Source organism: Chitinophaga sp. 10T418 (genome assembly GCF_056394125.1).
In genome coordinates this window covers 98,236-105,191 of the sequence record NZ_JBFTHG010000021.1, presented here as the reverse complement: position 1 = coordinate 105,191, position 6,956 = coordinate 98,236, and the positions used below count along the sequence as shown (strand labels likewise).

Sequence of the window (6,956 nt, the reverse complement as noted above, 5' to 3'; positions counted from 1 at the left end):
GTTACCCACGTTCACGGCTACACTGGCGGGTACCTGGATAGTCACGGTGCCATTAGCAGTAGGTGTTACCAGTACAGTGTAGGTAATATTGTCTGTTGTTTGGAATGCACTTAACGTAGCATTGGTAGCGGTAATATCTCCGACTACAAATCCAGTCACCGCTTCAGTGAAAGTAATCGTAGCTGTGAATGGTTGATTTAATGGAGACGTAGCGCTGGCTGTCACCGTTACACCTGGTATGTTTGTATTCACCAGTACACCTGTGGTATTTATCGCAGGAAGTGTAAGTACGGCATTGTTACCGGCTGCATCTTTTATAGTGCCGGTGAGCGCAGCGCCAAGGGTAATGCCGTCCATGTCTACATCTCCGGCCTGCACTATATATAGGAAGCCCAATGTATCTGTACCAGTGCCGCCCTGATAGGTAGCCTGATGGGTAGTGCCACCAATGGTGATATCGAGCGTAGGCGTGCCCGTTACAACGATGGACTCACTGAAATGTGCTTTGAAGCGGAGCCCTTCACCGAGGTGATAGATGCCGTTGGCTGGAATATCTACAGCTGTAATAGTAGGCGCCGTACCATCATAAACGCGGCTTAGCATATTGGAAGCCGTATTGTTGTTGCTACCCACGTTCACGGCTACACTGGCTGGTACCTGAAGGGTTACGGTGCCATCTGCGGTTGGTGCGACAAGGACAGTATACGTAATGTTGTCTGTTGTTTGGAATGCACTTAAGGTCGCATTGGTAACGGTGATATCTCCGACTACAAATCCAGTCACCGCTTCAGTGAAAGTAATCGTAGCTGTGAATGGTTGATTTAATGGAGACGTTGCGCTGGCTGTCACCGTTACACCTGGTATGTTTGTATTTACAAGTACACCAGTGGTGTTTACTGCAGGTAGCGTGAGTGCTGCATTGTTACCGGCTGCATCTTTTATAGTGCCGGTGAGCGCAGCGCCCAGTGTGATACCGTCCATATCTACATCTCCGGCCTGTACTATATAGAGGAAACCCAATGTATCTGTACCGGTACCGCCTTGATAGGTAGCCTGATGGGTAGTGCCGCCGATAGTGATATCGAGCGTAGGCGTACCTGTTACGGCGATAGACTCACTGAAATGTGCTTTGAAACGGAGTCCTTCACCGAGGTGATAGATGCCGTTGGCTGGAATATCTACAGCTGTAATAGTTGGCGCCGTTTGGTCCAGCGTAATTTGTGCCTGTACAGTTTGCGTATTTCCCGCTGCATCCGTCAATTGCATGTATACGGTTTTGAGTCCGTCACCTGTTGGCAGCGTAAATGCTTTTGTAGCGGCCACTGCTTCATAGGCGGAAAAACTTACATTGTCCGTCGAAAAGCGCATCTGCGTAGCTCCAGCGGTTGTAATGCCTAAGGTGACTGCGGTCGCATTGGTAAGAGTGGCGCCACTATTGATCGTAAGCGTTCCCGTAGGAGCGGTTTTGTCAATGGTATAAACATCTCCGGTGGTAAAAGGAACATTACTTACGGTACTTCCCATGCCGGTGCCGGTTACATTCAGACGCAGCGTACCATCTCCGGTGCCTGTATTGACAGTGACGGTATAAGTAGTGCCACTGCCGGTAACTCCTGAAATAGATGCGCCGGTAACACCACCGCTGGTGGTTAATGAAAAGGCAGAAGTGGTAACGCCGGTAGCCGTACCGCTAAAGGTTACGGTGTACTGTACGCTTGCAGCATTGGTAGGACTGCTGCCTACTTTAGTGACGCTGCTTACAGAAATAGAAGGAGGAGATAGTTTGATAACCCGGCCACTTCCGGTGGAAGCCCCATCATCTACAAAAACATCGCCATGACTGTTGACCGCTATTCCCCAGGGATAAAAAGAGAGGCTGCCAATCGTCAGTCCATTAAAAATTTCAGTACCTGTGGCTCCGATGCCAACAGGAGCCGTATATTTCATAACATGAGCAGCAGTGCCGCTGGTACTTTCTGTTGTATAAAGATTATCCTGATCATCTATGGCAAGAGAGGAATAGCCCTTTCCGCTACCCAGAGTGGTGGCGGCATAGCCGGGCGCTGTTAGTTTAATGAGCCGGCCATTAAAGCTATTGTTGGGAAAGTCAGTGATGTAAATATTATTAGCATGGTCGGTGACAATGCCCCAGGGATAAGTACCTGAACCTACGGCCAGCGGCAGTCCGTTGTAGATAGTTGTTCCCGCACCGGTTAAGTTGGCTGCAGCATATTTTACTACGCGATAGTTAGTCGTTGCGGCATCATATTCGAGCGTCAGCAGGTTATTGCTATTATCAACGGTCAACCCGGTGAAGAAACGTCCTGTTTGTATGACAGAGGAGGCATAAGTACCTGCTGCCAGTTTAATGATCCGCCAGTTACTGCCTGGATCGGGGTCCATAACAAATACATCGCCGGCACTGTTTACCGCAATGCTCCAGGGGTACTCTGAGGCATAGGACAATCCCTGGTAAATAGCGGTAGGACTGCCTGTACCATTGGTATATTTGAGCACCTGGTATTTGTCGGTCGCCGAATTATAGGCGGCTATGTAAATATTATCCAGATTGTCTTTCGCGATGGCAGTATAAAACTTACCTGTTTCCAACACGCTGCTGGTATACTGTGCGGTCGCTTTATCGGACACAATTATGCTACCCAATACCCATAAGAGTATTTGTAGAAACCTGATGTAAAATTTTTTCATAGCATCTGTTAAATGCAGAGGAAAGGATTTTGCCATCCTGACACGGTGCCTTCATGGATCACCTCAAGCTCTTTCGCATCAAAGCGCATCCCTTTTCCCTGATCAAGAATAATTTTATGAATTTGATTATTGGAAGTGTTAATCTTTATAATGTTGGAGGAAGGCAGTGCAAAGCCAGATAAAGGATAGAAATTCTTTTCTCCACGGGGGCCCTGTATCACTTCTGTGCGTAGTTGCTGCTTTACTTTTTCCCAATCTTTTTTCCGGGCATGTGGTAACAATTCTTTCCATATCAATCCTGCTTCATAGCCCATCAGGGCGTAGATATTGGCTGGTTGCTTTGCCAGGTTTTCAAATTGTTTTACAAACAACTGATTGGCCCTGTTTTCATCTTCCCGCATCCAGGAGCGGGAGGTGTACAGTTCAAGGTTTGCATGTTTTACATCTTCGAGAATATCATCATACACCATGGCTTCGTGCACAAGTAATGGTACTTCTTTGTGCAAGCCACTCTGTATCCATTGTTCAAGGAATTTCAGGCCCAGGCTTCCGCAGAAAATAGCATGTACATAGGTGGGTCTTTCTTTTTTCCATTTATTAAAAATTGCGGTGGTGTCCAGTTTATGAGGATCCTGTGGATCAAATGGGAGTATATTTAACTGGAGGGAAGTACCACCTGCTGCTGCAGTGCCCTGCTGAAAAGTACTGTTCAGATGATAGCCGGCTTCATACACAGGCATGATCATATGTCCTCCGTCACCAAAGGTGTTTTGTGCCCAGTGGCCCAGTGCATATTGCGATTGCCAGAGTTGATGGGAGGCGTAAAATATATCGGGACTCAGATAGGGGAAGTGAGGTACATATTCTCCCATATCAAAAAAGAAGGCGGGCTTTTTTCCCATCTCTATCAGGGGAACCAGGTCTGGTATTGATTTATAACTGATAAGGCCGGAAAGTATATCTACTCTGTTGAAAAAAAGCAGCTTACGGGCGGCTTCTTCACTGGCTTTTATTCCTCCCATGTGTGTAAATTCCGGTATGAACTGAATGGTACGTTGCCGCACGGGGTCCAGGCCCATACCGATTAACCATCCGGTAATCAGATGATGGGAGAAAAAAGGGTATATACCCGAATAGGGAGTCAGGAACCCTACTGTGAGGGACGGGTTTTGAGACATGTTATTGCTCGTAAATATTTAATAGTGACCCTTAACTTCTTGAAGGGAAAATGCCTTCGAGTGCAATCAGATAAGTCATTGCCAGATAAGGATTCAAAATGGAAATGGGTTGATTGCCACCGCTAATTCCAATCGTGATAGTGCCCGCAACTGCACCGGGTGCAAGTGTGGTGGTGTTGTCCTGAACAGCATAACCTTTAATCTGAGTGGCGGATGGACCACTTCCAATAGAAGGTAGCGTAGCTGGCACCAGGGTTGCGCCAGGGGTGGTGGTGGTGCCAACAGCAGTACTAGCCGATGGGGCAGCCGTCAGACTGAAGGTGGCCTGGTGATTGTGCGACGGCATGTTGTTCAGGAGAATACTGGTATTTTCGGTACCCCCTGTCTGACCGATAACATAAGAGGAAAGACCAGGGCCTTGTCCCCAACCAATAGGGGCTCTGCCTCTCAGGTCCGGTAAAGCAAAAGTAGTCACACCATCACCACCATAAGTGGTGCCGAGCAGGGAAAAGAGCGCACTGTTTTGTGCGATAGATAATAGTTGTCCCCAGCAGAGGGCCCAGCCTCTGATGGCAAAATTACCGCCGAATAAAATGACCATTGCGAGGTACGGTTCCATAACGAATAGTATAAAGGTTAGAGAATAATGACAGGGGAATTATTTTGAAGCTAACTATCACGTTATTTCCCGAGGAGGAAATAGTCTGGCTCTCTTGAGGATTTCAACGACTAAGGATAAAATTTTATCAATTATTAATTGGACTAAAGTGTGTACTTGATAAAGATAGGATTTTCCATTTAATAATGTACCGGGAATTCTCCCGTGGTTAGGATTCCTGTACTGCGGTCCCATTTCAGTGGGATAGCCATTGGGCGGAAAGATAAATTCTTATGGGTGCAATAGGAACACTATCTGATTTTTATAAAATGTTTTTTATACATATATTTAAAATTGAACAAGAGGGAAAATATGAAATTTAACACACGGCTCATTCACCGGTTAACCTTTCTTACCTGCCTGCTATTTGCCGGCATTGTAAATGCCCAAACCACCATCATCAAAGCAGGACATGTTTTTGACGCCCGAACCGGTAAAATGCTGTCCAAACAGATCATTGTGGTGAAGGATGGTAAAATTCAACAAATGGGCGCCCGTATACCTTATACTGCAACAGATAAGATAATAGACCTATCAGATTCATGGGTGCTTCCGGGGCTGATGGATTGCCATGTTCATATGACGGTAGCATTTCCTTATAAGAAAGTAGCCATTGAACATATGTATGTAACCGAAAGCACTGCCTTACGTGCACTGCGTGGTGCACATAATGCGGAGATACTGCTGGCGAACGGATTTACTACTATAAAAGAAATAGGTAACGATGGCAACTACGCCTCCGCAGATGTCATCAGGGCGATTAAGAAAGGATGGATACAAGGTCCTACCATTTTCTATGCAGGAAAAATCATTAGCCCTTATGGCGGGCAAACTGCTACTGATATTGAACATGAACATTTATGGGAGTATGAATATTTAGATGCCAACAGCCCGGACGAAATCCGGAAAGCCGTCAGGAAAAATATCTACTACGGGGCGAATGTGATTAAGCTGGTGACAGATTCCTACGCTTATCATTATAGCCAGGCGGAAATTGAAGCTGCAGTCGGCGAAGCAAAAAGTGCAGGTATGAAGGTCACCGTTCATGTGCAGGGAGGAGAAGCTGCTAAAAATGTGATTCTCGGAGGAGCCGCGGCAATTGAACATGGTGTGGAACTGGATGATGAGTTGCTGCGTTTAATGAAATCCAAAGGCACTTTTTTAGTCGGAACCGATCTTTCCGTCAATAATAGTTTAACCTATGGCATAGATACGGTTACAGCGCTGAAATATTATCAGCTAAATATCGACCGGCTGAAACGTGCCTACAAAATCGGCACTCCGATGGCATTTGGATCCGATATCATCATTGATATCCCGGGAAAAGACAGGGCACAGACGATACTGGAAGTGCTGCAGACGTGGAAAGATGCGCAAATTCCAAATGACTATATCCTGCAGTGCATGACCATTCATGCAGCAACCTTGTTGGGCATAGAAAAAGAAAGAGGCATCATCGCACCCACATTTTTTGCTGATATAATTGCGGTGAAAACAAATCCCCTGGACACTATTGATGCAATAAAGCATACCAGTTTTGTGATGAAAGAAGGAAAAGTAATCCGCCAGGATTAACGGGTCATTGATAAGATCTGTTACCGGAACAGCCGATCACTACTACTATATTCCAACGGAAATACTGTACTTTTAAGATGAATCTGTAACAATAGCTTAGCTACGCATGCCGGACACCGTTACCTGTCAATAAAAAAATAAGATCATGTACCTTATAAAAATAGGTTGCCTGCTGGCTGCTTTTTTTTTACTTCATCCTCCACTGTTTTCACAGGATACTACCGCGCTGATCCTGAAAGATATACGGAATAAATGCCAGGAGATCAATGCGGGCAAACCTGCTTACAGGAAAGTAGGGGCGGACCCGTCTCAAACTTCGGAAGGGGGAGAAGCAATGGGCTATTTTAATAAAGGTATTATCATGCTGATAGAGGAGCGTATGTATTGGGAGAGCGGGAAGTCGCGGAGATCTATCTATTATAATAACGGATTACCTGTTTTTATCTTTTTGCAGGAAAGTACCTACAATGTTCCATACTATGATTCTACATTTAATAGTAAACTTACTAAAGTAACGGAAGACAGATCTTATTTCCATAAAGGTAAAATGATTCGTTGGGTAGATGCCAAGAAGAAAGTCTTTTCTGCCAGAGATAGCATGTATGCTGAAAAAGAAGCAGGCGCTTTAGGTCTTGCTAAAGAATTATATGATAAGGTACTGGTAGCAGATACCTCTAAAAAGGTGTCGCTGCCCGGCAAGCCCCGGACTAAATAATTGTCGCGGTGAACATCTGCCTGTTTTTATCGGGACAGGCTCATAAAACATATTGCTACAAGTATAGTATAATTTTTTACTCCTCTTCACCCTTTTTTACACCCGCATTGCCTTAATAAGG

The 6,956-nt window shown here is 45.5% G+C and carries 5 protein-coding genes; 2 read left to right on the top strand and 3 right to left on the bottom strand.

The genetic code is table 11. The features are described 5' to 3' along the window. The 3 genes from AC1DCV_RS34350 to AC1DCV_RS34340 all read right to left on the bottom strand — a co-directional run. Positions 1-2,709: Ig-like domain-containing protein (locus AC1DCV_RS34350; protein WP_477027423.1), on the bottom strand; the 2,709-nt coding region annotated here is incomplete at its 3' end. A gap of 8 nt (positions 2,710-2,717) precedes the next feature. Next, on the bottom strand, positions 2,718-3,887 hold the full coding sequence (locus AC1DCV_RS34345; RefSeq protein WP_477027422.1) for an ABC transporter substrate-binding protein: 1,170 nt from the start codon (positions 3,885-3,887) through the stop codon (positions 2,718-2,720). A 31-nt stretch (positions 3,888-3,918) separates the two neighbouring features. Next, entirely contained in the window at positions 3,919-4,506 is a 588-nt protein-coding gene (locus AC1DCV_RS34340; RefSeq protein ID WP_477027421.1) for a phage tail protein, read from the bottom strand. Positions 4,507-4,857: 351 nt separating this feature from the next. Here AC1DCV_RS34340 and AC1DCV_RS34335 point away from each other — a divergent pair, with 351 nt between their 5' ends. After that, the gene (locus AC1DCV_RS34335) at positions 4,858-6,120 is read left to right on the top strand and encodes an amidohydrolase family protein (protein ID WP_477027420.1); all 1,263 of its coding nucleotides are present in this window, start codon (positions 4,858-4,860) and stop codon (positions 6,118-6,120) included. A gap of 145 nt (positions 6,121-6,265) precedes the next feature. After that, complete coding sequence (locus AC1DCV_RS34330; protein WP_477027419.1) at positions 6,266-6,835, top strand: hypothetical protein; 570 nt, start codon at positions 6,266-6,268, stop codon at positions 6,833-6,835. Positions 6,836-6,956 lie beyond the last annotated feature (121 nt).